This is a genomic window from Pseudomonas sp. Tun-23181 (genome assembly GCF_057415455.1).
In genome coordinates, this window is record NZ_CM171630.1 from 982,175 (window position 1) to 1,009,041 (window position 26,867).

Genomic DNA, 26,867 nt, shown 5'->3' on the forward strand with positions numbered 1-26,867 from the left:
GGCGCCAGCCGGTTTTCTACAAGACCACGATCAGGCGGCGGCGAACAGCTCGTTGGCGATCCGCGCCTGGGCGGCGTCGATGGCCTGGCTGCGCTGCTCCGGGCCGTAGGCCAGGCCATGGGCGCGGACGATCTCCAGGTCGGTGATGCCGATGAAGCCAAGCAGGACCTTGAGGAACTCCTCGTGGCCGACGCCAGTTGGCTGGCCATGGTGCAGGCCACCGGAGGTGGAGACCAGGATCACCTTCTTGTCGCCGCACAGGCCCTCCGGGCCGGCTTCGGTGTAGCGAAAGGTCTTGCCGGCGACGGCGATGCGGTCGATCCAGGCCTTGAGCTGGGTCGGCACGGTGAAGTTGTACATCGGCGCACCGATCACCACGGCGTCGGCGGCGAGGAATTCGTCCAGGGTTTCCTGGCTCAGCTTGGCTTCGAAGGCCTGGGCGGCGTCGCGCATGTCCTCGGGGGTGCCGGCGGCGACCAGGGTGGCGGCGGAGAAGTGGGCGATGGCGTCGGCGGCCAGGTCGCGATAGACCACCTCGATGCTCGGGTCGGCGGTTTTCCAGGCCTCGACCACTTCGCGGCTGAGCTGGCGGGAGGCGGAATTGTCGCCCAGGATGCTCGAATCGATATGCAACAGTTTCATGGGACTCTCCTGTGAATGAAGACCGCGGCGGTGGGCGATCACGATGGAGAGAATCCTATAGGCCCATCGAATGGCTGATAAGCCTGCAAAAATGCATTAGTTTGTCCTATGTATGGAACGATGAGATACGCCAATGCAAGACTTCAATGACCTGTTCTACTTCGCCAAGGTGGTCGAGGCCGGTGGTTTCGCCGCCGCCGGCCGCCAGTTGGGCATCCCCAAGTCGCGCCTGTCGCGGCGTATCGCCGAGCTGGAAGAGCGCCTGGGCACCCGACTGCTGCAGCGCACCACCCGGCAACTGAAGCTGACCGTCGTGGGCGAGCGCTACCTGCACCATTGCCAGGCGATGCTGCTGGAGGCAGAGGCTGCCGACGAAGTGGTGGCGAGCATGAGCAGCGAGCCGCGCGGGCGCCTGCGGGTGTCGTGCCCGGTGGCCCTGGCCCATGCCTTGCTGCCAGAGGTCATCAGCCGCTTCCTCGCACAGTACCCGCTGGTACAGCTGGACATGGTCTTGCTCAACCGCCGGGTCGACCTGATTTCCGAGGGCATCGACGTGGCCCTGCGGGTGCGTGACCTGGGGGACGAAGAACCAGCCCTGGTCACCCGCCGGCTGCGCCAGGCACAGATGCAGTTGGTGGCCGCCCCGGGCTTCGCCGACCACCTGCAAGACCCGTCGGAGCTGGCCAGCCTGCCGGTGCTGGGGGCGACCGAGGCCGATCGGCTGGTGCATTTTCGCCTGATCGGGCCAAATGACCAGCAACAGGAAGTGGCGCTGGAGCCACGCCTGGCCATCGACGACTTCGTCGTGCGCAAGGCGGCCGTGCGCGCCGGGCTGGGCTTCACGGCCCTGCCGAGCATGTTCTGCGAAGAGGAACTGGAGCGTGGCGAACTGGTACGCCTGCTGCCTGACTGGTCGCTGCCAGGCGGGTGGCTGCAGGCGGTCTACCCTCACCGGCGTGGGCTGCTGCCGGCGATGCGCGTGTGGATCGACCACCTGGCGGCGTCGTTCGAGGGTTGTGGAGAGCGCTATGTCTAGGAAGATGACACCGGACGAAGTGGCGGCCTTCTGCCTGGGGCTGCCCGGGGCACGGGAAGACTACAAGTGGGGCGGTATCCGGGTGTTCTCGGTGGCAGGCAACAAGATGTTCGCGGTGCTCGACCTGGCGGGAGCGGGGTTGTCGTTCAAGGTGGCCGACGACCTGTTCCTCGGCTACTGCGACCGCCCTGGCATCCGCCCGGCGCCCTACCTGGCACGGGCACGCTGGATCAGCATGGCACCGCCCTACCCCATGGGGCGCGAAGAGCTGTGCGAGCTGTTGCAGCGCTCGCACCAGTTGGTGGTGAGGCGGCTGCCCAGGCGGTTGCAGGCCGGGTTGCTGATCGAGTGAGGGGGCTTGGGGACAGCTTTGCAGCCCATCGCCAGCAAGCCCCCACAGGTCCCTGCAAACCGCATCATGTGTGCTCGACTCACCCCGGTGAAGCAGTGCTGCTCGCAAATCCGAGCCCTGTGCCACTGTGGCGCCAAGCCGATCACGCATGGGTGGCTTGCAGGGCCCGTGTGGGAGCGAGCTTGCCCGCGAACAAGGGCGCAGCCCTTGCCATACACCGATGCTGTCAGAGCCGGCCCATCCGCCGGCAAGCCGGCTCCCACACGGGCCAGCGGTGTTCCCGAATCTGCGCCATGCACAGAAATCTGTGGGGGCTTGTCGGCGATGGGGACGACGCCAGCTCAACCACTAACGCCCATCAACCCCAGCCAGCGCCCGCCCAGCACCAGATGGTCGATCCAGAACACCTGGTGCAAGCCAACGATGCCCCAGAAGGTCAACTGATACGACAGCTTGCGCGTCTTGTGGCGGAACAGTTGCTGGGCCAGCAGAGCCCCCGGCCAGCCGCCGCACAGCTCACTGGCATGCAACACCTTCTCCGGCGTACGCCAGGCCTGGGTACGGGCCTGGTGCTTGTCCTGCCAGTAGAGCAGCAGGCTGACCAGGCTCACCGCTGGATAGAGCGCCAGCGGCAACCAGGACTGCCCACTCCAGGCCATCTGCGCCGCGCCCAGCCCCGGCAGCAGGCACAATCCGGCCAACGCCAGCAGCTTCAGGCGCAGGTTGCGCACGCCCGCTGCCTCGCGGCCGGCGCCCCGCCGTGCCGCACTCTGCACCCGCGCCATGTCAGCCCTGCGCCGTGGCCCAGTCGACCCAGCCGAACTGCCAGGTCGCCAGGATCAGCAGGCCGAAGACGATACGGTACCAGGCGAACACCGCATAGCTGTGGTTGGCGATGAACTTGAGCAGGCCACGCACGGCGATCATGGCGAAGATGAACGAGACCACGAAGCCGATGGCGAACACCGGCAGGTCGTCCGGCTGGAACAGCTCGCGGTACTTGTAGCCCGAATACACCGCAGCACCCACCATGGTCGGCATCGCCAGGAAGAACGAGAACTCGGTGGCGGCCTTGCGCGACAGGCCGAACAGCAGCCCGCCGATGATCGTCGAGCCCGAGCGCGAGGTCCCTGGGATCATGGCCAGGCACTGGACGAAGCCGATCTTCAAGGCATGGCTCCAACGCATGTCGTCGACATGGTCGACCTCGATGCGATGCTCGCGTCGCTCGGCCCAGAGCATGATCACCCCGCCCAGCACCAGGGCCGCGGCCACGGTGATCGGGTTGAACAGGTAGGCGTGGATCAGGTCGGCGAACAGCACCCCCAGCACCACCGCCGGCAGGAAGGCCAGCAGCAGGTTGCTGGTGAAACGGCGCGCCGTGGGCTGGCTCGACAGGCCAAGTACCACGTCGAAGATCTTGCGGCGAAACTCCCACACCACCGCCAGGATCGCTCCCAGCTGGATGATGATGTTGAAGGCCATGGCGCGCTCGCCACCGAAGCCGATCAGGTCGGCCACGATGATCTGGTGGCCGGTACTGGAGATCGGCAGAAACTCCGTCAATCCCTCGACGATCCCCAAGATGATTGCCTGGAAGGCATTCCAAAAATCCATCGTTCCCCCAATGGGGCGCTGCGGCGTGCAGGCCCCTTGTTCTTGATTTGCTTATGAATTGCCGCGCACGGCCCGGCTGTATTACAGCGACAGTCGATCGCCAAGCCAGTGGAAAAGTTCGGCGAGCCTAAAGGTTTCATCTTGCGCGGCCGAGATCCTATCAGAGCGGCCTGCCAATGGCTTGTGCCGCATGCAACACGGATCGCCGCGCCAGGCACTTAGCCCTTGGTCGAGTGTGTGGCCGCCGCGAAAGCGTGCTTGGATGCGCCTGATAACAAGAACGAATACGGGAGTGAGCACTCATGAAGACCCTGAGGTCGATGTCGATCAGCCGGCGTCTGTCGTTGATCCTGGTGGTGGCGGTGGCCATGCTGGTGATCCTCGGCCTGCTGATGTTGCGCCAGTTGCACGGCAGCCTGTACCAGGCCAAGGCCGAGAAGACCCGCCACGTGGTGCAGACCGCCGCCGGCGTGCTGGCCTACTACCAGGGCCTGGAAGCGGCCGGCACGCTGGGCCGCGAGGCCGCCCAGCAACAGGCGTTGCAGGTGATACGCGGCCTGCGCTACGACAAGGACGACTATTTCTGGATCAATGACCTGGGGCCGAGGATGGTCATGCATCCCGTCAACCCCAAGCTCGACGGCCAGGACCTTTCCGCCGTCCGCGACCCCGACGGCTTTGCCGTGTTCAACGAGATGGTCGCCCTGGCCCGCAGCCAGGGCGCAGGCCCGGTCGACTACCGCTGGCCCAAGCCCGGCGCCAGCGAGGCCGTGGCCAAGACCTCCTACATCCAACTGTTCGAGCCCTGGGGCTGGATCATCGGCTCGGGCGTGTACATCGATGACGTGCAGGCCGAATTCGCCCGCCAGGTGCGCGACGCGTCCCTCGTGGGTCTGGGGATCGCCCTGCTGATGGCCCTGCTGGTCGTGCTCATCGCCCGTAGCATCGCCCGCCCGTTGCAGGAGGCGGTGCACGCCATGGGCAACATCGCCAGCGGCGAGAGCGACCTGACCCGGCGCCTGGACACCCATGGCCGCGACGAGATCACCCACCTGGGCGAGCACTTCAATCGCTTCAACGGCAAGCTGCAGGGCGTGGTCGGCCAACTGCAGGGGGCCGCCCATGCCCTGGCCCAGTCCGCCAGCCACGTCGGCGACAACGCAGGCTCCGCCCAGGAGCGCAGCGCCCAGCAGTCGCTGCAGATGGACCAGGTCGCCACCGCTGTCAACGAAGTCACCTACGCCGTGCAGGACGTGGCCAAGACCGCCGAACAGGCCGCCAGCGAGATGCGCGCCGCGCAGCAGCAGGTCGGCCACGGCCAGCAGGCGATCCACGGCAGCCTGCAGCAGATCGACCGGCTTTCGACCACGATCGACCAGGCAGTCCAGGTGATCCGTGAACTGGCCGGGCACAGCACCCGGATCGGCGGCGTGCTGGAAGTGATCCGCTCGATCGCCGAACAGACCAACCTGCTCGCCCTCAATGCCGCCATCGAGGCGGCTCGCGCCGGCGAGCAGGGCCGTGGCTTCGCCGTGGTCGCCGACGAGGTGCGCCTGCTGGCCCAGCGCACCGCGCAGTCGACCGCCGAGATCCAGACCATGATCGAGCACCTGCAAGGCCAGTCGGAAGCGGCGGTCAGGGCCATCGACACCAGCGCCGAGGCCTCGCGCCAGACCGTCGAGCAGGCCCGCGAAGCCGGCAGCAGCCTGGACGCGATCAGCCAGGCGCTGCACAACCTGACCGCGCTCAATGCCTCGATCGCCAGCGCGACCTTGCAGCAGTCCCATGTGGTCGAAGAGATCAACCGCAATGTCCTCGATACCGCCGGGTTGTCCCAGCAGACCGCCGAGGCGGCGTTGCAGTCGCGCGATGCCGGGGCGGCCCTGGCGCGGCTGAGCGAGGAGCTGGAGCAGTTGCTGCGCCAGTTTCGGGTCTGAGCCTTGTAGCCTGGGGCCGCTCTGCGGCCCTTCGCGGGCAAGCCCGCTCCCACAGGGTCCTGCGTCAACCGTCACAGGTTCCGAGTGGATCGCGTATGATGCGGCTTGCAGGGCCATGTGGGTGCGGGCTTGCCCGCGAATAGGCCAGACCGAACACCTCCTGCATAAGGCGGTCACCTCGAAGCCGCCCCACGATTCACCTTCCCCGCCCCACAAGCTACAATCGCGCCCTTTCCCTCCCCCAAGGATCGCCGATGTCCGGCCTCGAACTCTTCGCCGCCGCGCTCGGCGTCATCGCCGTATGGCTCACGGTCAAGCAGAACCCCTGGTGCTGGCCGATCGGCCTGGTGATGGTGTTGCTCTACAGCTGGGTCTTCTACGAGGTGAAGCTGTATTCCGACATGCTCCTGCAACTGGTCTATGCCGTGCTGCAGCTCTATGGCTGGTGGCAATGGACGCGCCCGGACCGGGTCGAGGACGCGCGCCAGGTGACCCGCCTCGGCACCGCGCCGTTGCTCGGCGGCCTGGGGATCGGCCTGCTGGCCGGCCTGGGCCTGGGCGCGGCCATGGCGCACTGGACCGACGCCGCCCAACCCTGGCTGGATGCCACCCTGACCGGCCTGAGCCTGGTGGCGCAGCTGTGGATGGCGCAGAAGCGCCTGCAGTGCTGGGCGCTGTGGGTCGTGGTGGACGTGGTCTTCGTCGGCCTGTTCCTGCACAAGGCCCTGTACCTGACCGCCGCGCTCTATGCCCTGTTCACCCTCATCGCCTTGCGCGGCTGGCTGGAATGGCGGCGCGACCCGGCGCTGGCCTGCGCCGCATGAAGGTCCTGGTGCTGTGCGGCCCCGAGTCCAGCGGCAAGAGCTGGCTCAGCGGCGAGCTCCAGGCGCATTTCGGTGGCCTGGTGGTGGGCGAGTACGTGCGTCACTTCATCGATCGCGAGCAACGCGATACCTGCTACGCCGATATTCCGACGATCGCCCGCGGCCAGCTCGCCTGGGAAGACCTGGCCCGCCAGCAGGCACCCGAACTGCTGATCCTCGACACCCACCTGCTCAGCAACCTGCTCTGGAGCCGCGTGCTGTTCGGCGACTGCCCGCCCTGGATCGAACAAGCCCTGCTCGCACGCCGCTACGACCTGCACCTGCTGCTCAGCCCGCACGGCGTCGACTGGGTCGGCGACGGCCAGCGCTGCCAGCCTGGCCTGCCGCAGCGCCAGGCGTTCTTCGCCGACAGCCTGGACTGGCTACGCCGCCACCGCCAGCCGCTGCAGGTGATCGAGGGCGGCTGGCCGCAACGTCAGGCCCAGGCCCTGGCCGCGGTGTCGAAGCTGCTCGATGGCCAGCTGCCAGCCTGTGCCACCGAGTGTTAACGCGCTGATACAGCGACGGGGACGCAAAGCCCCATTTCTGGGGCCGCTGACGCAAATCCGGGGGAAGTGTCTCAGGGCTGATACAGCGCTGCGAATAGCCCTCGGGGCCAGGTTCTTCAACGCTTGGCGGCTCACCGGGGGCCGTGGTGTATCAACCGTGACACAGGTCAACACAGGCATCGCCCTGTTCACACCACAAGCTATTGATTAACAAGCAAAAAGCAAAAGCGGCACGGCTTTCGCTCTACCTCTGCCAACGCTCAAGGGCCAGCGTACAGAGAAAGGGAGCATCGCCGTGGGGAACAAGAACAATACACTGCCTGCACTGCTTGTCCTGGGTTGCCTGACCGCCGCAACCCTTCCTCTTCCGGCCGAGGCCGGCGGCAACGGGATCATCGTCCTGACCCGCGACGTCCAGGCCCGCCAGGCCGCCCGAGCGACCGGCACACCCGACCCCTACCCCACCACCGTCAACACCGACCAGTCGCCTCGGGTGATCGCCCAGACCAACGAGCTGACCGATGGTGACTTCGCCAACGTGGCCAGTGGCTCGACCTTCAACCGCATGCTCACCCCCGACCACTCAGGCAACCTGCGCGGCATGGGCACCGTCCAGTCGCAACTGCCGGGCATGGCCGGCGGTTCGGCCGCTGGTGCCAGTGGCGGCAACAGCATCGCCAACACGGTCAACCAGAACGTCCAGCGCGGCCTGGCGCCGCTGCAGATCCTGACCCGGGGCCAATGACATGCGCGCACTCACCCTCTCCCTGCTGTGCCTGGCTGCCTCCGCAGGCCATGCCTTGGCCGCATCGCCGGTGGTGGACAACGCCACCCTCGATGCCAGTGGCCGCGCTTACCAGGGCAACCTGAGCATCAACCAGGCCGCCGGCGATGCCCTGCAACAGGCCAACGCCCGGGCGATCGCCATCGGCAGCCAGGCCAACGCCTCGACGCAGATCCGCCAGCGCAGCGACTTCCAGGCCAATCCGGCACTGGATGCCCGCGCCAGCATCAGCGGCAATGCCTTCAGCCACGGCAGCGGCATGCTCGGCATCAACCAGTCCGCCGGTGCCGCCACGCAACAGGCCAATGCCGTGCGGATCGGCATCAGCGCCGCGCCGCAAAGCATCGACGACAACCTTCTCAGCCAGCAGAACGTCTCGCTGGCCAACGGCTCCGACGCAACTGATCGCGCACCCGGCAGTCGCCAGGTCACCACCAGTGACCAGGCCTTCACCGGCAGCCGCGGAGTGATCCAGTTGAATCAGAGCGCCGGGGTGGGCAACCGAATGGCCAACACCCTGAGCGTACGGGTCGCGGATTGACCCGAGTGGCAACACAACACTTAACAACGAAAAGCGGAGAAACACCATGAAACCAAAAATGGCACTCAAGCCTCTGGTATTCGCCCTCGCTGCGGTCATGGCAGTTGCTGCACAAGCCGGCGGACGTGGTCACGACAACCACGGTGGCCACAACGGCGGCCATAACGGCCACAACAACAACGACAACCTGCTCCTGCAACTGCTGATCACTGCCGGCTCCGCCGCCACCGTGACCGACATCCAGAGCAATGGTGGCAACCAGGTGCTCAACCAGGCCACCCGCAACGATGCCCGGATGGACAGCTCCGCCAACGGCTCCCAAGGCAACCTGGGCGCCAACGTGGCCGCCGGTGACGGCAACCAGCAGGACAACGTCGCCGCCATCGCCACCGCCGACGAAAACTTCATCTTCGGCAGCGCCATGGCCCTGTCCACCGCGACCCAGACCAACGGCGGCAACACCGTTGCCAACTACTCCACCTACAACAACGCCAGCCTGACCAATTCGGCCAATGGCAGCTCGGGCAACATCGGCGTCAACGTCACCGCTGGCGACTTCAACCAGCAGAAAAACAACCTGGCGATCGCCGTGTCCGGCGGCCGTGTGGCCGTGGCCAGCGCCGGTGCCAACCAGACCACCAGTGGCCTGAACGTGCAGAACAACGCCGACCGCACCTACAGCAAGGACACCCTGCATGCAGGCTTCGCCGCCTGGGGCAGCTACGAGGGTAACGGCTGGGGCTACGTGGAAGACGAACGCAGCGGTGGCCATGGCCACAAAGGCGGCAAGGTCGACAAGGATCCTCTGAAGTTCCACGAAGAGGGCACCTTCGGCCTGGCTGGCGTCGCCTCCTACCAGGTCCTGACCCCCAACGGCTGGAAAAACCCTGTGACCAACACTGCCGTCATGTCCAACTCGCTCAACGGCGTGTCGGGCAACGTCGGTGCCAACGTCTCGGCCGGCTCCGGCAACCAGCAGAGCAACTCGCTGTCCATCGCCGCAGGTTGCAAAGCCTGCATGTAACACCAGTCGATCGGGGCCCTTCGGGGCCCCTTTCCCTGTCTCTGCCAGGTGGAGAGGGTCATGCGCATTGTCCTGCTTGCCACGCTCGTGTTCCTTGCCGGCATCGTCGAGGCCGCGCAGATGCCTATCGCGGCACTGCCTGGCGGTACCCTCGTGTACAAGCCGGTGCAGAGCATACGGGAGCGGCGCTTCGCCGACCTGGTGCAACAGAAGACCGATTTCAGCTGCGGCGCCGCCGCCCTGGCGACCATCCTCAAGCAGGCCTACTGGCTGGACGTGGATGAGCACCAGGTCATCGAAGGCATGCTCGCCCATTCCGACCAGGACACCGTCCAGGTCCAGGGCTTTTCCATGCTCGACATGAAGCGCTACGTGGAAAGCATCGGCATGCGTGCCCGTGGCTACCGCGTCGACCCCGACAGCCTGCACCGGGTGAGCATCCCGGTGGTGGTGCTGATGGACATCCGTGGCTACAAGCACTTCGTCGTGCTGCAGCGCATCGACAAGGGCTGGGTCTACATCGGCGACCCGGTGCTGGGCCACAAACGCTACACCTTCGACGATTTCGTAAAAGGCTGGAACGGCATCATCTTCGCCGTCATAGGCCCTGGCTACGACAAGGCCAACGCCCTGCTCGACCCGCCGGCGCCGGTGACCGCCCGCAACCGTATCAACGGTTTCTACCCGGTGGATGACGCGCAGTTGATGGAGTTCGGCTTCATCCAGAGCGATTTCTTCTAATGATTACAAGGGGCATGGAGCCCCGGGGAGCAGCGATGAAGACTACCACCTGGCTGGTCGCCGCGTGCCTGGCCACCAGCCTCCCCGCCCAGGCGCAATTGTTCAAGCCCATCGAGATCAAGGACCAGGAACTGGCCGAGCTGCGTGGGCGTTATGTGATGCCCGGGCGGATCATCAGTTTCGGCGTGGTCATGAGCAGTACCTGGCAGAACGCCGCCGGTGACCGTATCGGCGCGACCACGACCTTGCAGGTCCAGCAGAACACCTTCAAGCCCCAGTTCTACGTGTCCATGTCCGGGGACAACGGCAGCGGCGCGGCGCCCGGGCGCGGCAACGGCCTGGTCAACGGCGGCGCCGGACTGGTCAATACCCAGGGGGTGACCCAATCGGTACGTGCCGCCGGCGACAACAATAGCGCCTACAACGACGTGGCCATCAACGTCAGCGAAGGCGGCAAGGCGCCCACGGCCGTGCCGCAAGGCCAGGTCCTGGCCGCCGGCACCACCCTGACCAACAGCAACAACGCCGGCACCCTCAGCGTGTCGAACACCGGCAAGGGCATCCAGATGTCCATCCAGGCCAACAACAACCAGGGGCAGAGCCTGCAACGCCTGTCCAATGGCGGCCTGTTGCAGACCACCACCTTGCTCGGCGGCAGCAACGCGGTCAACAACCTGACCCAGCTCAACGTGGTGCTGCGCGACAACCTGCCTTCGGCCGGTGCGCTGAACTGCAACCTTGATCAGCTCAAGGGCCTACGGATCTCGGGATATTGATCTACGCTTCGTCTCAATCATCGCAGTTGGAAGGGACGGCTAACTTATGCATCGTTCGATGTCGTTGAAAGCAGTTGTCTGCCTGGGGACCCTGTTGCCTTCTTCGCTGCTGTACGCGGCAGCCGATCCCCAGGTGGAAGCCCTCAAAGCCGAACTGGCGGCGCTCAAGGCGCGCTACGAGGCCCAACAGCAGGCCCTGATGGTCCTGGAACAGCGGGTCCGTCAGGTGGAGGAGCAGCCCGCCACGCCGCAACCCCAGCGCTTGACCCGTTCACCCGCCTCGCAGCCACGCAACAACCAGGCCATCGCCGCCTCCGGCACGGGCTCTTCCTACGGTGAGTCGCTCAAGGAAGATTCGGAACCGGCGCAGAGCGTTTCCAACCTGTACGACGAGGCCAGCGGCTTCTTCGGCGGCGGCAAGTTCAGTGTCGAGACCGGCATCACCTATGCCCGCTACGACACCCGCCAGCTGATCCTCAACGGTTTCCTGGCGCTGGACTCGATCTTCCTGGGCAACATCAATCTGGACCGGATCAAGGCCGACAACTGGACCCTGGACCTGACCGCCCGCTACAACTACGACCAGCGCTGGCAGTTTGACGTCAACGTGCCGATCGTCTACCGCGAGTCGACCTACCAATCCGGCGGCGTCGGCGGCAACGCCCAGGGGGTTTCCGAGCACACCGTCACCCGCGACCCGACCCTGGGCGACGTCAACTTCGGCATCGCCTACAAGTTCCTCGACGAGTCGGAGAACACCCCCGATGCGGTGTTCAGCGTGCGGGTCAAGGCGCCCACCGGCAAGGACCCGTTCGGCATCAAGCTGCTGCGCGACGCGGAGAACGACAACCTCAGCTACCCCGAGGACCTGCCCACCGGCAACGGTGTCTGGTCGATCACCCCGGGGATCTCGCTGGTCAAGACCTACGATCCGGCGGTGCTGTTCGGCAGCCTGTCGTATACCCACACCTTCGAGGAGTCGTTCAGCGACGTCAGCTCCACGGTCAACCAGAAAGTGCCGGGCAAGGTGAAGATCGGCGACAGCTTCCAGATCGGTGCCGGTATCGCCTTCGCCCTCAACGAGAAGATGTCCATGTCGTTCTCGGTCTCCGACCTGATCGCCCGCCGCTCGCGGATCAAGTCGGCGGAAACCGGCGACCGCTGGGCCGACGTCAAGAGCAGCGACGCCAACGCCGCCTACTTCAACATCGGCATGACCCTGGCGGCCACCGACAACCTGACCATCGTGCCGAACCTGGCGATCGGCTTGACCGACGACGCCCCGGATTTCACCTTCAGCCTGAAGTTCCCGTACTACTTCTGAGCCGGCCCGGGAGGCCCTGCCTGGCCGGCCAGCGGCCCTCCCGACACCACCGGTGCCTGGCAAGGGCTTCGCCCTTGTTCGCGGGCAAGCCCGCTCCCACAAGGTCCGAGTGGATCGTCTGAAGATGCGATTATGCAGGGAGAGCGGAGCTTGGCCCGCAGTTCCTCTGCCCCACCCACGCCCCGCCCAAGCGGCAGGCCGTCCTGTAACCCCCGCCTTCTGCCGAGCGCCTGTTATCATGGAGCACATCTCTGTGACAGCTTCATGGCAAGAAGGAACTTTTTTGTGAACGATAGGCTCGGCCATCCCCGCACCCGGCTGCTCGCCCTGGCGGGCCTGGTACTGGCGCTTCCCCTGGGCATCCGAGCCCTGCTCGGCTGGTCCGACCCGCTCGGCTACCTGTCCGACCTGGCCATCGGCAGCCTGCTGCTCCTGCTGCTGCACCGCCGTGCCTGGTGGCTGGCATTGCCGGTACTGTTGGCCTGGGGCGCCTTGATGGTGGGCTCGGCGGAACTGGTCAGTGCCGTGGGCAGGCTGCCCACCAGCGCCGACCTGACCTACCTGCTCGACCCACAGTTCATGGAGAATTCCACCGGCGGCGCCCTCGCCCACCCATGGCTGCCCTGGGTCCTGGTCGCGGGCCTGGCGGCCTGGCTGCTGGCCGTCTGGCGCAGCCGCGGCCGGCCTGCCATGGCGTTGTCGCGCAAGGCCTGGGCCATCCCCTTGCTACTGCTGGGCGCGCACTGGGCCAGCCAGCACCTGGTCCCCTCCGAGGCCGACCAGTGGCGCCAGTACAACCTGCCGCACCAACTTCTATCCGCTGGCGTCGGCGACCTGCAGCGCCAGGCCCGTGGCTGGCTGGGCGACGAGCCGACGGTCCCCCCCCTGCCCACCGCCGGCCTGGTGCAGTCGGACCTCAACGGCCGCAAACTGCTCGCCACACCCGGTCAGGCCCGCAACCTGCTGGTGATCACCCTCGAAGGCATCCCCGGCGCCTACGTACGCGCCAACCGCCAGGCCCTGCACAGCCGCTTCGACGAAGAGCTCATGCCCAACCTCAGCCGCTGGGCCGAGCGCGGCATGAACACGCCCGACTACGTGTTGCACACCCACCAGACCATCCGTGGCCTGTACGCCATGCTCTGCGGCGACTACGACAAGATGGCCAACGGCACGCCCAAGGGCGTCGAACTGCTGACCCAGGACCTGCGCAACCAGGCCTGCCTGCCGGCCCAGTTGCGCCAGGCCGGCTTCACCACCCACTACCTGCAAGGCGCGGGCCTGCGCTTCATGGCCAAGGACCGGATCATGCCGCACATCGGCTTCGACTCGGTCCACGGCCAGGAATGGTTCCGCAACGCCAACTACCTCGACTTCCCCTGGGGCAAGGACGACCGAGCCTTCTTCGAAGGCGCCCAGGCGTACGTGGCAAAGCTGCGCAAGCAGAAACAACCCTGGATGCTGACCCTGCTGACCGTCGGCACGCACCAGCCCTATTCGGCACCGGCGCACTACCTGCGCCGCTACGCCACGCCCAAGCAGGCGGCAGTGGCCTACCTGGACGATGCCCTGGGCCGCTTCCTCGACGACCTGGAGCGCCAGGACGTGTTGAAAGACACCCTGGTGGTCATCACCTCCGACGAGTCCCACGGCATCGATGGCGTACGCCTGGCCTCGTCCTGGGGTTTCAACCTGACCCTGGCCCCGGAACAGGCGCAGTTGCCACGCATCAAGCAGGGCACCTATGGCCATGTCGACCTGGCCACCTCCCTGCTCGACTACTTCAGCCTGCCGATCCCGGCAGCCCTGGGCGGCCGCTCGCTGTTTCGCGACTACGACAGCGGCCGCGAGATGATTTCCTTCACCAACGGCATGCTGCGCTACCACGACGGCCACGGCACCCTGACCGAGTGCGATTTCCAGCAGCGCTGCCGGCGTTATGCCAGCCAAGGCTTCATCGCCGATCGCGCCAAATACCTCGGCCGCGGTGACGAAGCCACAGGCCAGCAGCTCACGGCCTTGGCCAGCGCACTGGACCAGTCCCTGCTGCAAACCCCGCTCAACCTGCGCTACCAGTTCGGTGGCCCGGCCGCCATCCCACTGCACAAGCGCATCCGCGACGACTGGGCCGACAACCTGATCGGCGCCCAGTACCTGGAGATGCCCGAAGGCTCCCATACCCGCGTACGGCTCAAGGTGCGCTCCCTCGACCCACGGCACGTGGCCTACATCCGCCTCAAGGCCAAGGAGTTCGAACAGGACGTGCCGCTCGGGCTGCCCGAAGAGATGAGAGTGACCACCAAGAAGCCGCTGGTGCTGGAGTTCAGCTTCGACAACCCTTCCCAGCGCAAGGCGTTTTCCTTCCACCTGCTGGGTTATGGCGGAGGCAAGGTCGAGGTCAGCGACTTCAGTGTGATCACTGCGTTGCCGGGGGAAGACGAGACGGTCGAGGAATTCCAGGACGGGCGAGTCGCCCACTCTGGCTGAACGCTGCGCAGGCAGGCTCCGCCCACGCTATCAGCGGATCTGGTGCTTGTGCAGCAAGCGGTAGAAGGTGGGCCGGGAAACCCCCAGCACCTTGGCGGCGATGCTCAGGTTGTCGCTGTGCCGGCTGAGCACGTCGCACAGGGCCTGGCGCTCGGCCCGGTGCTTGTAGTCCTCCAGGGTGCCCAGCGGCTGATCTTCCTGCTCCAGGGTCTGCAAGCCCAGGTCCTGGGCCTCGATCTGCCGCCCCTCGGCCAGCACCAACCCGCGCCGCACCCGGTTGGCCAGCTCGCGCACGTTGCCTGGCCAGTCGTGCCGGCCCATCGCCGCCAAGGCGCTGTCGCTGAACGAGCGCGGCCGGCGGCCGGTCTCCAGGCTGTAGAAATGGGCGAAGTGGCTGGCCAGCATCGACAAATCGCCATGCCGATCACGCAGCGGTGCGGTGACCACTTGCAGGACGTTGAGCCGGTAATAGAGGTCTTCACGGAAACGTCCCTGCTCGATGGCTTTCTCCAGGTCCACGTGGGTCGCGGCCAATACCCGCACGTCCACCGGGATCGGCTGGTCCCCGCCCACCCTTTCGATGTGCTTCTCCTGCAGAAAGCGCAGCAGGTTGGCCTGTAATTCCAGGGGCAGGTCGCCGATCTCGTCGAGGAACAAAGTGCCGCCGTTGGCCGCCTCGATGCGTCCCACCTTGCGCTGGTGGGCACCGGTGAAAGCACCTTTCTCGTGGCCGAACAGCTCGGACTGGATCAGGTGTTCGGGAATGGCGCCGCAGTTGATCGCGATGAAGGGCTTGTCACACCGTAGCGATTGCCGATGCAGGGTGCGCGCCACCAGCTCCTTGCCCGTCCCGCTCTCGCCACGGATCAGCACCGGCGACTCGGTGGGCGCCAGCTTGCCCAGCAACTTGCGCAGTTCGCGGATCGGCCGGCTGTCGCCCAGCAGCTCGTGCTCCGGCTCGTCCACCCGCACCGAGCCCTTGCCGCGCAGGCGCGCCATGCCGAAGGCACGGCCCAAGGTGACCTGGACCCGCGACACATCGAACGGCAGGGTGTGGAAATCGAAGAACCACTCGCAGACGAAATCCCCGACGTTCTGCATGCGCAGCTCCTCGGCGCTGAGCACGGCGATCCATTCGGTGTTGCTGCGCTTGATCATGTCCTTGACCGCATCGGGGTGACGCAGGTGCGAGGCCTGCAGACGCAGCAGGCCGACATCGCAGCGATGATCCAGCGCGGCCGCCAGGGTACAGCTGTGTACATCCCAGCCGACGCTTCGCAGGCCCGGTAGTAGACGGTGGCAGTCGTCGCAGGGATCGACGATCAGCAAGCGGCGTTGAGAGGCGGTTTCGAGCATGACCGTTCCTTGGCGCCAATTTTTGGTTTTTCACGTAGAAACAGTAAGTTGCAGCGCCCGAATTAACAGTAGCAATGAACCTGACGCTCCCCACTACCGTTTGTCTGCCGGTTGCTGTCATCAGCGGGTCATCCGGGAATTTTTCAAAGTTATCGACGTCACAGGCGGCACAGGCCACGGCAACACTTTTGCAGACTAAAAAAAATTTCAACGACCCTGTGACTTCACCCCCAACATGGAGCATCAGTACAAGTAACCCCGCGCTGCCTACCTTCGACCTTGAGCAACGCGGACTTCATTTCGCTGTTTGGGACCATAGAGAGACCGAACCATGAATGCCCCGCTCCGTGTCAACGAAGCACTGCTGATCGCCGACCACGCCTTCGAACCCTTCCAGTGCGTAGCCTGGGATGCACCCAATGGCACTGGTGAGCTGAGCCTGGCAGTGATCGACCGGACCAGCACCCGTATCGGCAGCAAGCAAGTTTCCTCGCGTATCTATTCCGACCCCGCGCAGTGGGCCTGCCTGATCGAGGAAGTACGCGCCGAACTTTGCGAAAAAGGTTACGACCTGCAACCCTGGTCGATGCCCAAGTAATATCGCGGCCACTTGCAAGTGCGTGCCGAGCCACGCACTTGTGCAACTTTCTACCGCCCTGGCCTGGCAACTTTCTTTAATTGCGACATTGCGCCGCAGGCGCGACTTCCCTTCTTTAATCAGTCACGTACCCTGAACTGCTGGATGTGCCGGTATTCGGCCTGCAGTTGCTCGGCCAGCCGCTGTGCCCGCCCCAGACGTACCGCTGTCAGCTCCATGTCCACCAGCACGGTCGCGCAGGGCATCGGCCGTGGAGCGTTCCAGCGTTGCAGGCGACCATCGGTGAGCACCAGGCAGCGCTGTGTCTCCTGGGGGTGACGCTTGCCCCGGGCCAGCAACCACTGGTGCGCCTGCTCCAGTGCCGCGATCAGCGGTGTGCCGCCCCCCGCCCCCAGCGCCTGCAACCAGGGTTGCAATGTCCCCGACGCCTTGAGCCCCTGGCGCTGCCAGCGCGGTGCGCCGCCGCTGGCGGTCACCAGGGCCAGGCGTGCACGCTGGCGGTAGGCCTGATCGAACAGTTCGGCCAGCAGCCCCTTGGCCTGGGCCAAGGCCTGGTGACGACGGGTGGAGGCCGAGGCATCGACGATCACCAGCCATAATTCCGGCGCCTGGGCCTGGCGCTGCTGCCAGCACAGGTCCTGGCGCTGGCGGGGCCGGCCCTTGAGCAGGGTCGGCAACCAGGCCACCTTTCCCGCACCCGCCATCCGCGCTCGTCCACGGGGCGCACCTGCCAGCTTTCCGACGCGGGGCCTGGCATCCGCCGCCAACGCGTCGGGCTGGCGAATGCTCAGGGCTTTTTTGCCCAGTTCGGCACCTCGCGCCGGGCACCGCTGGGCACGGCCTGCGGCGGCAACGCCCCCCAATCGCCCGGCCCACCCTGAAGCTCGGTCTGCCCATTGCCGGCACTGGTTGCCGCATGGGGGGGCGTGTCCGGCGGCGAGGCGCGGCGCCGGTGACGCAAGGCGAACTCCGCTACCGCCTGCACGTCGTCTTGCTCGATCGTTTCGCCCCCGCGCCAGGCAGCGTGGGCCCGGGCCGCACGCAGCCAGACCAGGTCGGCGCGCAGGCCGTCCACGCCAGCGGCGAAACAGCGTTCGGTGATCCAGGCCAGGGCCTGGTCGTCCAGCGGGATGCGCTCCAGGCGCTGGCGCGCGCCGTGGCAGCGTTCACGCAATTGCGCCTGGGCCTGGGCCCATTGCGCGCAAAAGGCCTGCGGATCGCTGTCGAAGGCCAGGCGCCGGCGGATGATCTGCTGACGCGCCTCGGGTTGCGCCAGCCCTTCGAGGGCGACGTTGAGGCCGAAGCGGTCGAGCAACTGCGGGCGCAGCTCGCCTTCCTCCGGGTTCATGGTGCCGATCAGCACGAAGCGCGCCGCATGGCGATGGGAAATGCCGTCGCGCTCGATACGATTGGTGCCGCTGGCCGCCACGTCGAGCAGCAGGTCCACCAGGGGGTCGGGCAGCAGATTGACTTCGTCGACGTAGAGCACGCCGCCGTCGGCCTGGGCCAGCACGCCCGGGGAAAACTGGGCCTTGCCCTGCCCCAGCGCGGCATCCAGGTCGAGGGTGCCGACCAGCCGCTCCTCGGTCGCCCCCAGCGGCAGGGTCACGAAGGGGCCTTCGCCCAGCAGGTCGGCGAGGCCCCGGGCCAGGGTGCTCTTGGCCATGCCGCGCGGGCCTTCGATCAGCACACCGCCGATCTTCGGGTCGATGGCCGTCAGGCACAGGGCCAGCTTGAGGTCGTCGGCGCCGACCACGGCAGCCAGTGGAAATTGCAGGGGTTCGCTCATGTCAGGCCTGTTCCTCGCCGTCCAGCAGTTGCTCCTCGAGGGCCTCGCGATACGCGCCCGGAGCCTGCCAGAGGCCACGCTGCTGGGCCTCCAGCAAGCGTTCGGTGAGGTCGCGCAAGGCGTCGGGGTTGTGCTGGCGCATGAAATCGCGGGTCGCCGGGTCGAGCACGTAGGCGTCGGCCAGGGACTGATAGTGATGGTCGTCGATCAGGTGCGTGGTGGCATCGAAGGCGAACAGGTTGTCGACCGTCGCTGCCAGTTCGAAGGCACCTTTGTAGCCGTGGCGCTTGGCGCCTTCGATCCACTTGGGGTTGAGCGCGCGGGCGCGGATGACCCGGTTGAGTTCTTCCTTGAGGGTACGGATGCGTGGCCGGTCGGCCTGGCTGTGATCGCCGTGGTAGCTGGCCACCGTGGCGTCTGCCAGGGTCTCGGCCGCCGCCAGCATGCCGCCCTGGAATTGGTAGTAGTCGTTGGAATCGAGCAGGTCATGCTCGTGGTTGTCCTGGTTCTGCAACACCGCCTGCACCTGGCCCAGGCGTCGGGCGAATTCGGCACGGGCCGGCGTACCGTCGTCGGCACCGCCGTAGGCATAACCGCCATGGTTGAGGTAGACCTCGGCCAGGTCGTCGCGGTTGTGCCACAGACGCCCATCGATGGCGTTCTGCACCCCGGCGCCGTAGGCCCCGGGCTTGGCGCCGAACACGCGCCAGCCTGCCTGACGCGCCGCCTGCTCGGCGTCCGCGCCCGCGGCCAGCAGCGCCTCGCGCTCGGCACGCACCCGGGCCGCCAGGGGGTTGAGGTCGTCGGGTTCGTCCAGGGCCGCCACGGCCTGCACCGCCGCGTCGAACAGGCGGATCAGGTTGCCGAAGGCATCGCGAAAGAAACCCGAGACACGCAGGGTCACGTCCACCCGTGGGCGGTCGAGCAGGCTCAGGGGCAGGATCTCGAAGTCGTCGACCCGCTGGCTGCCAGTGGCCCATACCGGGCGCACGCCCATCAACGCCATGGCTTGGGCGATATCGTCGCCACCGGTACGCATGGTCGCCGTGCCCCACACCGACAGCCCCAACTGGCGCAGGTGGTCGCCATGGTCCTGCAGGTGACGCTCGAGGATCAGGTTGGCCGAGGCGAAACCCAGGCGCCAAGCAGTGGTGGTGGGCAGGTTGCGCACGTCCACGGTATAGAAGTTGCGGCCGGTGGGCAGTACGTCCAGGCGCCCCCGGCTCGGTGCCCCACTGGGGCCGGCCGGGACGAAACGCCCGGCCAGGGCGGCGAGCAGGCCATCGAGCTCAGCCGCACCGCAGCCATCGAGGTTCGGCGCCACCGACTCGACCAGCGTCTGCAGCACACTGCGCACCGGCTGCCAGGGGGCCTCGTCGGGCAGTTGCAGGCAGCCGTCCAGCCCTTGCTCGATCAGCGCCAGGGCCAGCAGTTCGAGGCGTTCGCGGGTATCGCCGCAGGTCCGCCAGGGGGGTGGGGCCAGCGCCTCCAGTATGGCCGGGCGCGGCCCCTGCCAGGGCTGGCCGAGGTCGCAGTCCAGGGGATCGAAGCTCAGCGCCAGGGCCTTGGCCAGGGTACGGATGAGGCTGGCATTGCCGCCCTTGCCGTCACCACGCTCGACACGTACCAGGGCCAGCAGGGTATCGCTGCGCAGCCGCCCTTCGGGCGATTGGCCGAACACATGCAGGCCATCGCGGATCTGCGACTCCTTCAGGTCGCACAGATAGGTGTCCAGCCGTGGCAGCCAGAGTGCCGCATCGTCCAACTGGCCTTCCAGTTGCAACTCACGGTCGATGTGGTTGGCTTTGAGCAACTCGAGGATGTCGCGCTGCAGCTCCCGGGCACGGCGTGGGTCGAGCAGTTGCGCTTCGTAGTATTCATCGGCCAGGCGCTCCAGGTCGCGCAGCGGGCCGTAGGTCTCGGCACGGGTCAGCGGCGGCATCAGGTGGTCGATGATCACCGCCTGGGTACGCCGCTTGGCCTGGGCGCCCTCGCCTGGGTCGTTGACGATGAACGGGTAGATGTTGGGCAGCGGCCCGAGCAAGGCATCTGGCCAGCACTGGGCCGACAGGCCGACGCCCTTGCCGGGCAGCCACTCCAGGTTGCCGTGCTTGCCGACGTGGATCACCGCGTCGGCGGCGAAACCATTGCGCAGCCAGAAGTGGAACGCCAGGTAGCCATGGGGCGGCACCAGGTCGGGGTCGTGGTACACGGCGCTGGGGTCCACCTGGTAGCCCCGGGCCGGCTGGATGCCGACGAACGTCAGGCCGTAGCGCAGGCCGGCGATCATCATGCGCCCGCTGCGGTACATCGGGTCTTGTTCAGGGGCGCCCCAGCGCGCCAGCACCGCCTGCTGGTTGGCCTCGGGCAGGTCGGCGAAGGCCGCCTGGTAGTCGGCCAGGGCCAGGCTCTGGGCGCAGGGGCGCTGGTCGAGGTGCTCCAGGTCGTTGCTCACGCCGCCCAGCAATTGCTGGATCAGCGCGGTGCCGCTGTCGGGCAGGCCAGCCACCGGGTAGCCCTCGGCCTGCAAGGCGCGGAGGATGTTCAGGGCCGCGCCGGGGGTATCCAGGCCCACGCCGTTGCCGATGCGCCCGTCGCGGGTCGGGTAGTTGGCCAGCACCAGCGCCACGCGCTTCTGCGGGTTGGGCAGGCGCGCCAGTTCCACCCAGCGCCGCGCCAGCTCGGCGACGAAGTCCATGCGCTCAGGGTGGGCCCTGTAGCAGACCACGTCCGACTGGCTGCGCTCGCTGCGCCAGGCCAGGTCCTTGAAGCTGACCGGCCGGGTGATGATGCGCCCGTCCAGCTCCGGCAAGGCGATATGCATGGCCAGGTCACGGGCGCCCAGGCCCTGTTCGCTGGCCTCCCAGCCCGGCTGGTTGTCCTGGGCGCAGATCGCCTGCAACACCGGGACGTCGCGACGCAACGGGCGCAGGTTGGGCTGCTCCGGGCTGGACAGGGCAAAACCGGTGGTGTTGATCACCACGTCGGCGCCGACCTCGTCCAGCCAGGCCTCGACCTGGTCGAGGCAGGCGCGCTCCTTGAGGCTGGCCACAGCGATCGGCAGCGGGCTCAGGCCCATCGCCTGCAAACGTGTGCAGAAGGTATCGATGAAGGCGGTGTTGGCCGCCTGCAGGTGCGAGCGGTAGAACAGCAGCGGCGCCACCGGCTGCTGCGGGTGCCACTGGCCGTACCAGTCCTCGAGCGTGGCGCTGGCCTTGGCGGGGTGATACACCGCCGTGCGCGGCAGCGGCTGCGGTTCGTCCCAGGCATAGGTACGCCCCAGCCACAGGCTGGCCAGGCAGTTGAACAGGTTCAGGGCATTGGCCTTGCCGCCCTGGCGCAGGTAGTGCCAGAGCCGTTCGGCCTGCTCGCCGGTCACCGTGCCCAGGCCGGTCAGCTCGGGGTCGGGGCGGTCATCGCCTGGCACCAGGATCAGCCGTACACCGCGGTTGGCCAGCTCGACCAGTTGCTCGACGCCATAGCGCCAGTAGCCGACCCCGCCGTGCAGCGACACCAGGATCACCTTGGCGTGGCGCAGCACCTGGTCGACGTAGAGGTCGACCGAGGCGTGGTTCTGCACCTGCATGGGGTTGGCCAGGCGCAGGCTGGGGAAGTCGTCTGGCAACTGCTCGGCGGTTTCCGCCAGCAGCGCCAGGTGCGAGTCGCCGCTGCAGAGGATCACCAGCTCAGCGGGCGTCTGGCCGAGGTCGGCGATGCTGTCGTCCGGCACGAAGCCGCCGGGCTGGGTCCGCAGCAGGTGCATGGATCAGGCGCCCAGGGCCTGGCGCAGGCGCGCCTCCAGTTGCACGGCATCCAGGTCCTGGCCGATCAGCACCAGGCGCGTCAGGCGAGGCTCGTCGGCACGCCAGGCGCGGTCGAAGTGTTTGTCGAAACGGGTCCCCACGCCCTGCACCAGCAGACGCATCGGCTTGCCGGGAATGGCCGCGAAGCCCTTGGCGCGCAGGATGCCGAACTCCACCACCAGTTGCGTCAAGGCGTCGAGCAGCAGGCTTTCGTCGGCCTCGGGCAGGTCGATGGAGATCGAGTCGAAGGCGTCATGGTCATGATCGTCGTGATCTTCGCCAGCGTGATGGGCATCGTGGTGGGTGCGCCGGCCATCGATGTGCGCCTCGGCCTCGGCGCCCACGCCAAGCAGCACCTCCAGCGGCAGGCGCCCGCTGCTGGCCTCGATCACCTTGACCGCCGGCGGCAGTTCCTCGGCCACCTCGGCGCGGACCTTGGCCAGGCCTTCGGCATCGATCAGGTCGGCCTTGTTCAGGACCACCAGGTCGGCGCTGGCCAACTGGTCGGCGAACAGCTCGTGCAGCGGCGACTCGTGGTCCAGGTTGGGGTCGAGCTTGCGCTGGGCGTCCACTTGCTCTGGGTAGGCAGCGAAGGTACCCGCCGCCACCGCCGGGCTGTCGACCACGGTGATCACCGCATCGACCGTGCAGGCATTGCGGATTTCCGGCCACTGGAAGGCCTGCACCAGCGGCTTGGGCAGGGCCAGGCCGCTGGTTTCGATGAGGATGTGGTCCAGGTCGCCACGGCGTGCCACCAGTTCGCGCATCACCGGGAAGAACTCTTCCTGCACGGTGCAGCACAGGCAGCCGTTGGCCAGTTCGTAGACGCGGCCGCTGGCCTCTTCCTCCGTGCAGCCGATGCTGCACTGCTTGAGGATCTCGCCGTCGATGCCCAGCTCGCCGAACTCGTTGACGATGACCGCGATGCGGCGGCCCTGGGCGTTGTCGAGCATGTGCCGGAGCAAGGTGGTCTTGCCCGAGCCGAGGAAGCCAGTGACGATGGTGACGGGGAGCTTGGCCAGTGTTTTCATGTCGCGATGCCCTTGGCAGGATGGCGCGGGCATGCAGGACGAAAGCCTCGTGCCACCACGGCCGGGCCCGTTCGCCACCGGATCACCCCGCCCGGTTGAAAGTCGAAAGCGTTTCGAGGCAGGTCTCCTGGCTTGCACAGTACCGGCCCCGGGCCGGTTGGATGACGCCTTCCCGCGCTGGCGCAGTGGCTGTGTCGATCCTGTTCAGTGCTTACAGTTGCGGGGGCAGCCGCGGCTTGGACCGCGTTCCCATCTTAGCTCCGGCGGCGGCCGGAGAACCTCGAAGCGGCAAGGCTACGCAGTGGTTGGCAGGCGGTCAACCTTGGCAGCCCTAAAGCCTTGCCTATCCTGCGATTGACGGGGAAACCGCCCCATGATTTGCTAATGCACTGCGTTCAGGTGCCCCTTCGGGGGTGAAACGGGAAACCGGTGCGTCCCAGGCCCCCAAGGGGTCGGACAACGCCGGTGCTGCCCCCGCAACGGTAAGCGAGCGAAGCGTCTTGACCACTGTGCCACGTCGTAGGGCATGGGAAGGTGACGCTCCCCCCCAGGAGCCCTGCTCCTCCTCGCAAGCCCGGAGACCGGCCTGACGTCGAATGATCACCCCGCGGTGGGCGGGCGCTGTCGCATCTCCCTGGGCCCGTTGCGTCCGGGGCTGTCGCGCTTGTCCGCCGCCTATGACAAAGCAGAGGAAAGCGTCATGCCCGTCACCAGCGCCAAACACAGCGTCAGCACCCCCGTCAGCCTCAGCCAACGCATCGTCATCGCCGCCGGCGCCAGCCTGCTGGGCCTGTGCCTGATCTACTTCGCCGGTTTCTCGCACATCGAGGCCGTGCACAACGCCGCCCACGATACCCGCCACAGCGCCGCCTTCCCTTGCCACTGAGTACGCCTGCATGATCAAGCGCATCGCCCGTACCGCCGGCTTCAGCGGCCTGCTCGCCGCCCTGCTGCTGACCTTCTTGCAAAGCCTGTGGGTCAGCCCGCTGATCCTCGAGGCGGAAACCTATGAAAGCGCGGCCCCCGTCGCCGAACACCACGGCCACGGCGATGCCGTCGCCGCCCATGAACACGACGCCGAAGCCTGGGCACCGGAAGACGGCTGGCAGCGCCTGCTCTCCACCACCGGCGGCAACCTGGTGGTCGCGGTCGGTTTCGCCCTGATCCTCGCGGCCCTGTACAGCTTGCGCGAACCGGGCCGCGTGGCCACCGGCGCACTGTGGGGCCTGGCCGGGTTCGCGGTGTTCTGCCTGGCGCCGACCCTGGGGCTGCCGCCAGAGCTGCCGGGTACCGCCGCTGCCGACCTGGGTCAGCGCCAGGGCTGGTGGATCGGCACCGCCGCCGCCACCGCGGCAGGCCTGGCCCTGCTGGTGTTCGCCCATCACTGGCTGTTCAAGGTACTGGGCCTCGCCCTACTGGTCGTGCCGCACCTGATCGGCGCGCCGCAACCGGCGATGCACGAGAGCCTGGCGCCCGAAGCCTTGGAAACCCAGTTCAAGATCGCCTCCTGGGTGACCAACGCCGCCTTCTGGCTCGCCCTGGGCCTGCTCAGCGCCTGGCTGTACCGTCGCACCAGCCAAGCCTGATGCGCCTCGCCCCTCCTGCGCCGGCGTTGTACGCCGGCTTCGGCTGCCGCCAGGGCTGCCCGGCCGACACCCTGCAGGCCCTGCTGCGCGGGGCCCTCGCGGCGCACGGGCTGGCCCCGGCGCTGCTGCGCGGCATCGCCAGCATCGACCTCAAAGCCAACGAACCCGGCTTGCAGGAACTGGCCAGGCGCCTGGCATTGCCCCTCGTGCTGTTCAGCCCCGCGCAACTGCACGCTTTCGAACCCCAGCTCAGCCACCGCTCGGCAACCACCTTCCAGCACAGCGGCTGCTGGGGGGTGGCCGAAAGCGCAGCCCTGGCCCTCGCCAGCCAGGCCCAGGGCCCGGCCGCCCTACGGGTAACGCGCCAGGTCCTCGGCCCGGCTACCCTCGCCCTGGCCAGTGGCGGATAATCGCCTCCCCCGCTCACCCGCAAGGATTCCCCATGACGGTCTACTTCATCGGCGCCGGCCCCGGCGATCCGGAACTGATCACGGTCAAGGGCCAGCGCCTGATCCGCCAGTGCCCGGTGATCATCTATGCCGGCTCCCTGGTGCCGCCGGCGGTGCTCGAAGGGCACCGTGCCGAAACAGTGATCAACAGCGCCGAACTGCACCTGGAGCAGATCATCGCCGCCATTCGCAGTGCCCATGACAAAGGCCAGGACGTGGCCCGGGTGCACAGCGGCGACCCCAGCCTGTATGGCGCCATCGGCGAGCAGATCCGCTACCTGCGCGAGCTGGGCATCGACTACCAGATCGTCCCCGGCGTCACCGCCACGGCGGCCAGCGCCGCCCTGCTCGGCTGCGAGCTGACCCTGCCGGCGGTGGCACAGACGGTGATCCTCACCCGCTACGGCGACAGCTCGCCCATGCCAGCCGGCGAGCAACTGGCCGACCTTGCCCGGCACCGCAGTACCCTGGCCATTCACCTGGGCGTCAAGCACCTGGCACGCATCATCGCCGAGCTGCTGCCGCACTACGGCGCCGACTGCCCGATCGCCGTGGTCCATCGTGCCACCTGGCCCGACCAGGACTGGGTCATGGGTACCTTGCAGGACATCGTCGAACGCACTGCGGCCAAGGGCTTCCGGCGTACGGCGCTGATCCTGGTGGGCCATGTGCTGGGCGATGCGCCGTTCGCCGAGTCAGCCCTGTACCGAGCCGGGCACGCCCACCTCTATCGCCCCGCGGACCAATAACCTGTCGGCTGATTCCGGCACGCGAATACCTGTGCAGGAATCAGCCGAAGACGCTGCCAGCCCCCGCCTACTGAAACCCCTTAATCGTGTAGGGTTTTTCAACAAACCAACCTCGCTTTTTCAACACCCCTATACTCGCCATTACCAACGCTCCTTAATCGACGTATCTTGCGCGCTGCCACGCAGGCCCCCAGACATATTCCTGGGTGATTTCAGGAAACGGACCACACCCAGACAGGAGTTCCCCAATGACAACCGTACTGTTGGTCGATGACCACCCCACCGTTCGGCTGGCCGTACGCATGCTGCTCGAACGCGAACGCTTCCAGGTCGTTGGCGAAGCCGGCAGCGGCATCGAAGCGGTACAGATGGCTCGCCAATTGCAACCCGACGTGGTCATCCTCGATATCGGCCTGCCAGGGCTGGATGGCATGGAAGTGATCAAGCGCTTGCAACTGCTCGAGCCGGCGCCAAAGATCATGGCCCTGACCGGCCAGCCCGCCGACCTCTACGTGCGCCGCTGCCTGGACGCCGGCATCTCCGCCTTCGTGCGCAAGGACGAGGACCTGGAGGCGCCAGTCTTCGCCCTCAAGGCCCTGGTCAAGGGTTACTCGACCTTTCCGCAGATGTCGGTCAACAGCAGTTCGCTGGAAAGCGAGAGCGTACGCCTGGACAGCTTGTCCAACCGCGAGATGGAAGTGCTGCGCCGACTGGCACGCGGCGAGAGCAACAAGCACATCGGCCAATGCATGAGCCTGAGCGCCAAGACTATCAGCACCTACCGCGGCCGCATCATGGAGAAACTCAAGACCGAGTCGCTGGTCGAGATGGTCGACCTGGCCAAGCGCAACAACGTCGCCTGAGCCATGCCAC

At 66.8% G+C, this 26,867-nt stretch carries 25 protein-coding genes, 2 pseudogenes and 2 riboswitches; of the genes and pseudogenes, 19 read left to right on the forward strand and 8 right to left on the reverse strand.

Translation table 11 applies throughout. The features are described from left to right. Positions 1 to 30 precede the first annotated feature (30 nt). A complete protein-coding gene (locus ACDI39_RS05030; protein ID WP_253081747.1) occupies positions 31 to 642 on the reverse strand; it encodes an FMN-dependent NADH-azoreductase in 612 nt (203 codons plus the stop codon). A gap of 133 nt (positions 643 to 775) precedes the next feature. Here ACDI39_RS05030 and ACDI39_RS05035 point away from each other — a divergent pair, with 133 nt between their 5' ends. Together ACDI39_RS05035 and ACDI39_RS05040 are read left to right on the forward strand one after the other, a co-directional pair. Further along, positions 776 to 1,678, forward strand: a complete 903-nt coding sequence (locus tag ACDI39_RS05035; RefSeq protein ID WP_253081746.1) for a LysR substrate-binding domain-containing protein — start codon at positions 776 to 778, stop codon at positions 1,676 to 1,678. 4 nt (positions 1,679 to 1,682) lie between these two features. Then, positions 1,683 to 2,030, forward strand: coding sequence for an MmcQ/YjbR family DNA-binding protein (locus ACDI39_RS05040; RefSeq protein WP_225787966.1), 348 nt, complete (start codon positions 1,683 to 1,685; stop codon positions 2,028 to 2,030). Positions 2,031 to 2,371: 341 nt separating this feature from the next. Here ACDI39_RS05040 and ACDI39_RS05045 read toward each other — a convergent pair whose 3' ends face one another. Together ACDI39_RS05045 and ACDI39_RS05050 are read right to left on the reverse strand one after the other, a co-directional pair. Continuing rightward, positions 2,372 to 2,815, reverse strand: coding sequence for a DUF1294 domain-containing protein (locus ACDI39_RS05045; protein ID WP_486537898.1), 444 nt, complete (start codon positions 2,813 to 2,815; stop codon positions 2,372 to 2,374). 1 nt (position 2,816) lies between these two features. Then, positions 2,817 to 3,647, reverse strand: a complete 831-nt coding sequence (locus ACDI39_RS05050) for an undecaprenyl-diphosphate phosphatase (protein ID WP_225787728.1) — start codon at positions 3,645 to 3,647, stop codon at positions 2,817 to 2,819. 392 nt (positions 3,648 to 4,039) lie between these two features. Here ACDI39_RS05050 and ACDI39_RS05055 point away from each other — a divergent pair. The 11 genes and pseudogenes from ACDI39_RS05055 to ACDI39_RS05105 form a co-directional block, all read left to right on the forward strand. Next, a pseudogene (locus tag ACDI39_RS05055) lies at positions 4,040 to 4,663 on the forward strand (cache domain-containing protein); the annotation flags it as partial. Between the two features lie 402 nt (positions 4,664 to 5,065). Beyond that, positions 5,066 to 5,584, forward strand: a pseudogene (locus ACDI39_RS05060) (methyl-accepting chemotaxis protein); the annotation flags it as partial. A gap of 254 nt (positions 5,585 to 5,838) precedes the next feature. After that, a complete protein-coding gene (gene pnuC / locus ACDI39_RS05065; protein ID WP_225787727.1) occupies positions 5,839 to 6,408 on the forward strand; it encodes a nicotinamide riboside transporter PnuC in 570 nt (189 codons plus the stop codon). Continuing rightward, the gene (locus tag ACDI39_RS05070) at positions 6,405 to 6,956 is read left to right on the forward strand and encodes an AAA family ATPase (protein ID WP_225787965.1); all 552 of its coding nucleotides are present in this window, start codon (positions 6,405 to 6,407) and stop codon (positions 6,954 to 6,956) included. Before pnuC ends, ACDI39_RS05070 begins: the two co-directional genes overlap by 4 nt. 295 nt (positions 6,957 to 7,251) lie before the next feature. Then, the gene (locus ACDI39_RS05075; protein ID WP_225787726.1) at positions 7,252 to 7,701 is read left to right on the forward strand and encodes a hypothetical protein; all 450 of its coding nucleotides are present in this window, start codon (positions 7,252 to 7,254) and stop codon (positions 7,699 to 7,701) included. 1 nt (position 7,702) lies between these two features. Beyond that, positions 7,703 to 8,281 carry an adhesin gene (locus tag ACDI39_RS05080; RefSeq protein WP_486537901.1) on the forward strand — a complete coding sequence of 193 codons (579 nt, stop codon included), beginning with the start codon at positions 7,703 to 7,705 and terminating at the stop codon, positions 8,279 to 8,281. A gap of 46 nt (positions 8,282 to 8,327) precedes the next feature. After that, on the forward strand, positions 8,328 to 9,305 hold the full coding sequence (locus ACDI39_RS05085; protein ID WP_225787724.1) for a heme utilization protein: 978 nt from the start codon (positions 8,328 to 8,330) through the stop codon (positions 9,303 to 9,305). A 60-nt stretch (positions 9,306 to 9,365) separates the two neighbouring features. After that, complete coding sequence (locus ACDI39_RS05090; protein WP_225787723.1) at positions 9,366 to 10,046, forward strand: C39 family peptidase; 681 nt, start codon at positions 9,366 to 9,368, stop codon at positions 10,044 to 10,046. A 35-nt stretch (positions 10,047 to 10,081) separates the two neighbouring features. Then, positions 10,082 to 10,822 (forward strand): hypothetical protein, encoded by a 741-nt coding sequence (locus ACDI39_RS05095; protein WP_225787722.1) that lies wholly within the window; start codon positions 10,082 to 10,084, stop codon positions 10,820 to 10,822. Positions 10,823 to 10,868: 46 nt separating this feature from the next. Continuing rightward, positions 10,869 to 12,146 (forward strand): hypothetical protein, encoded by a 1,278-nt coding sequence (locus tag ACDI39_RS05100; RefSeq protein WP_225787721.1) that lies wholly within the window; start codon positions 10,869 to 10,871, stop codon positions 12,144 to 12,146. Positions 12,147 to 12,431: 285 nt separating this feature from the next. Then, positions 12,432 to 14,633, forward strand: a complete 2,202-nt coding sequence (locus ACDI39_RS05105) for an LTA synthase family protein (RefSeq protein WP_410897086.1) — start codon at positions 12,432 to 12,434, stop codon at positions 14,631 to 14,633. A 30-nt stretch (positions 14,634 to 14,663) separates the two neighbouring features. Here the strand turns inward: ACDI39_RS05105 and ACDI39_RS05110 are convergent, their stop codons facing one another. Then, the gene (locus ACDI39_RS05110; protein WP_486537905.1) at positions 14,664 to 15,989 is read right to left on the reverse strand and encodes a sigma-54 dependent transcriptional regulator; all 1,326 of its coding nucleotides are present in this window, start codon (positions 15,987 to 15,989) and stop codon (positions 14,664 to 14,666) included. A gap of 331 nt (positions 15,990 to 16,320) precedes the next feature. On the opposite strand from ACDI39_RS05110, the gene ACDI39_RS05115 reads away from it, so the two are divergent. Next, positions 16,321 to 16,587 carry a hypothetical protein gene (locus tag ACDI39_RS05115; protein ID WP_016392598.1) on the forward strand — a complete coding sequence of 89 codons (267 nt, stop codon included), beginning with the start codon at positions 16,321 to 16,323 and terminating at the stop codon, positions 16,585 to 16,587. A gap of 119 nt (positions 16,588 to 16,706) precedes the next feature. Here ACDI39_RS05115 and ACDI39_RS05120 read toward each other — a convergent pair whose 3' ends face one another. From ACDI39_RS05120 to cobW, 4 genes are all read right to left on the reverse strand, one after another. Then, entirely contained in the window at positions 16,707 to 17,291 is a 585-nt protein-coding gene (locus tag ACDI39_RS05120; protein ID WP_225789110.1) for a vWA domain-containing protein, read from the reverse strand. Between the two features lie 83 nt (positions 17,292 to 17,374). Then, entirely contained in the window at positions 17,375 to 18,376 is a 1,002-nt protein-coding gene (locus ACDI39_RS05125) for a magnesium chelatase ATPase subunit I (protein WP_486537908.1), read from the reverse strand. 1 nt (position 18,377) lies between these two features. Then, on the reverse strand, positions 18,378 to 22,139 hold the full coding sequence (gene cobN, locus ACDI39_RS05130; RefSeq protein WP_253102446.1) for a cobaltochelatase subunit CobN: 3,762 nt from the start codon (positions 22,137 to 22,139) through the stop codon (positions 18,378 to 18,380). A gap of 3 nt (positions 22,140 to 22,142) precedes the next feature. Continuing rightward, positions 22,143 to 23,210: a cobalamin biosynthesis protein CobW gene (gene cobW, locus ACDI39_RS05135; RefSeq protein ID WP_253102448.1), complete on the reverse strand. Its 1,068-nt coding sequence runs from the start codon at positions 23,208 to 23,210 to the stop codon at positions 22,143 to 22,145. Between the two features lie 100 nt (positions 23,211 to 23,310). Next, a riboswitch (cobalamin riboswitch) is annotated at positions 23,311 to 23,508 on the reverse strand. A gap of 84 nt (positions 23,509 to 23,592) precedes the next feature. Beyond that, positions 23,593 to 23,814, forward strand: a riboswitch (cobalamin riboswitch). A gap of 96 nt (positions 23,815 to 23,910) precedes the next feature. Between cobW and ACDI39_RS05140 the strand changes: the two genes are divergently transcribed. The 5 genes from ACDI39_RS05140 (at position 23,911) to ACDI39_RS05160 (ending at position 26,857) form a co-directional block, all read left to right on the forward strand. Next, positions 23,911 to 24,096: a CbtB domain-containing protein gene (locus ACDI39_RS05140; RefSeq protein WP_253090755.1), complete on the forward strand. Its 186-nt coding sequence runs from the start codon at positions 23,911 to 23,913 to the stop codon at positions 24,094 to 24,096. A 10-nt stretch (positions 24,097 to 24,106) separates the two neighbouring features. Further along, positions 24,107 to 24,796: a CbtA family protein gene (locus ACDI39_RS05145; protein WP_368816718.1), complete on the forward strand. Its 690-nt coding sequence runs from the start codon at positions 24,107 to 24,109 to the stop codon at positions 24,794 to 24,796. Then, entirely contained in the window at positions 24,796 to 25,206 is a 411-nt protein-coding gene (locus tag ACDI39_RS05150; protein ID WP_225789104.1) for a cobalamin biosynthesis protein, read from the forward strand. The genes ACDI39_RS05145 and ACDI39_RS05150 overlap by 1 nt, the downstream gene beginning before the upstream one ends. A gap of 32 nt (positions 25,207 to 25,238) precedes the next feature. Next, positions 25,239 to 25,994 carry a precorrin-4 C(11)-methyltransferase gene (gene cobM, locus ACDI39_RS05155; protein WP_225789103.1) on the forward strand — a complete coding sequence of 252 codons (756 nt, stop codon included), beginning with the start codon at positions 25,239 to 25,241 and terminating at the stop codon, positions 25,992 to 25,994. Between the two features lie 248 nt (positions 25,995 to 26,242). Continuing rightward, a complete protein-coding gene (locus tag ACDI39_RS05160) occupies positions 26,243 to 26,857 on the forward strand; it encodes a response regulator transcription factor (protein WP_225789102.1) in 615 nt (204 codons plus the stop codon). The last annotated feature ends 10 nt before the right edge of the window (positions 26,858 to 26,867 follow it).

Bases quoted from the DNA above. Each gene is read 5' to 3' on its own strand.
- ACDI39_RS05030 (WP_253081747.1), bottom strand. From the start codon at position 642: ATGAAACTGTTGCATATCGATTCGAGCATCCTGGGCGACAATTCCGCC.
- ACDI39_RS05035 (WP_253081746.1), top strand. From the start codon at position 776: ATGCAAGACTTCAATGACCTGTTCTACTTCGCCAAGGTGGTCGAGGCC.
- ACDI39_RS05040 (WP_225787966.1), top strand. From the start codon at position 1,683: ATGACACCGGACGAAGTGGCGGCCTTCTGCCTGGGGCTGCCCGGGGCA.
- ACDI39_RS05045 (WP_486537898.1), bottom strand. From the start codon at position 2,815: ATGGCGCGGGTGCAGAGTGCGGCACGGCGGGGCGCCGGCCGCGAGGCA.
- ACDI39_RS05050 (WP_225787728.1), bottom strand. From the start codon at position 3,647: ATGGATTTTTGGAATGCCTTCCAGGCAATCATCTTGGGGATCGTCGAG.
- pnuC (WP_225787727.1), top strand. From the start codon at position 5,839: ATGTCCGGCCTCGAACTCTTCGCCGCCGCGCTCGGCGTCATCGCCGTA.
- ACDI39_RS05070 (WP_225787965.1), top strand. From the start codon at position 6,405: ATGAAGGTCCTGGTGCTGTGCGGCCCCGAGTCCAGCGGCAAGAGCTGG.
- ACDI39_RS05080 (WP_486537901.1), top strand. From the start codon at position 7,703: ATGCGCGCACTCACCCTCTCCCTGCTGTGCCTGGCTGCCTCCGCAGGC.
- ACDI39_RS05085 (WP_225787724.1), top strand. From the start codon at position 8,328: ATGAAACCAAAAATGGCACTCAAGCCTCTGGTATTCGCCCTCGCTGCG.
- ACDI39_RS05090 (WP_225787723.1), top strand. From the start codon at position 9,366: ATGCGCATTGTCCTGCTTGCCACGCTCGTGTTCCTTGCCGGCATCGTC.
- ACDI39_RS05095 (WP_225787722.1), top strand. From the start codon at position 10,082: ATGAAGACTACCACCTGGCTGGTCGCCGCGTGCCTGGCCACCAGCCTC.
- ACDI39_RS05100 (WP_225787721.1), top strand. From the start codon at position 10,869: ATGCATCGTTCGATGTCGTTGAAAGCAGTTGTCTGCCTGGGGACCCTG.
- ACDI39_RS05110 (WP_486537905.1), bottom strand. From the start codon at position 15,989: ATGCTCGAAACCGCCTCTCAACGCCGCTTGCTGATCGTCGATCCCTGC.
- ACDI39_RS05115 (WP_016392598.1), top strand. From the start codon at position 16,321: ATGAATGCCCCGCTCCGTGTCAACGAAGCACTGCTGATCGCCGACCAC.
- ACDI39_RS05120 (WP_225789110.1), bottom strand. From the start codon at position 17,291: ATGGCGGGTGCGGGAAAGGTGGCCTGGTTGCCGACCCTGCTCAAGGGC.
- ACDI39_RS05125 (WP_486537908.1), bottom strand. From the start codon at position 18,376: ATGAGCGAACCCCTGCAATTTCCACTGGCTGCCGTGGTCGGCGCCGAC.
- cobN (WP_253102446.1), bottom strand. From the start codon at position 22,139: ATGCACCTGCTGCGGACCCAGCCCGGCGGCTTCGTGCCGGACGACAGC.
- cobW (WP_253102448.1), bottom strand. From the start codon at position 23,210: ATGAAAACACTGGCCAAGCTCCCCGTCACCATCGTCACTGGCTTCCTC.
- ACDI39_RS05140 (WP_253090755.1), top strand. From the start codon at position 23,911: ATGCCCGTCACCAGCGCCAAACACAGCGTCAGCACCCCCGTCAGCCTC.
- ACDI39_RS05145 (WP_368816718.1), top strand. From the start codon at position 24,107: ATGATCAAGCGCATCGCCCGTACCGCCGGCTTCAGCGGCCTGCTCGCC.
- ACDI39_RS05150 (WP_225789104.1), top strand. From the start codon at position 24,796: ATGCGCCTCGCCCCTCCTGCGCCGGCGTTGTACGCCGGCTTCGGCTGC.
- cobM (WP_225789103.1), top strand. From the start codon at position 25,239: ATGACGGTCTACTTCATCGGCGCCGGCCCCGGCGATCCGGAACTGATC.
- ACDI39_RS05160 (WP_225789102.1), top strand. From the start codon at position 26,243: ATGACAACCGTACTGTTGGTCGATGACCACCCCACCGTTCGGCTGGCC.